Origin of the sequence: Pseudoalteromonas fuliginea (assembly GCF_000690055.1) — a bacterium.
Lineage (GTDB): Bacteria > Pseudomonadota > Gammaproteobacteria > Enterobacterales > Alteromonadaceae > Pseudoalteromonas > Pseudoalteromonas fuliginea.
The window spans coordinates 1-342 of the sequence record NZ_JJNZ01000157.1 but is presented as its reverse complement, the minus strand read 5'-3'; the positions used below and the strand labels follow the sequence as shown (position 1 = coordinate 342).

The 342-nt window shown below is 50.3% G+C and carries 1 pseudogene; it reads right to left on the bottom strand.

Features of this window, described 5'->3' with window-relative positions:
• Positions 1-342: pseudogene (locus DC53_RS0120910) on the bottom strand (ribonuclease E); the annotation flags it as partial.

Genomic DNA, 342 nt, shown 5'->3' with positions numbered 1-342 from the left:
TGCTCAGTCACTACAGGTGCTTCAACTTTAGCTGGTTGCTCAGTCACTACAGGTGCTTCAACTTTAGCTGGTTGCTCAGTCACTACAGGCGCTTCAACTTTAGCAGGTTGCTCAGTCACTGCAGGTGCTTCAACTTTAGCGGGTTGCTCAGTCACTACAGGTGCTTCAACTTTAGCTGGTTGCTCAGTCACTGCAGGCGCTTCAACTTTAGCGGGTTGCTCAGTCACTGCAGGTGCTTCAACTTTAGCGGGTTGCTCAGTCACTACAGGCGCTTCAACTTTAGCTGGTTGCTCAGTCACTACAGGTGCTTCAACTTTAGCTGGTTGCTCAGTCACTACAGGC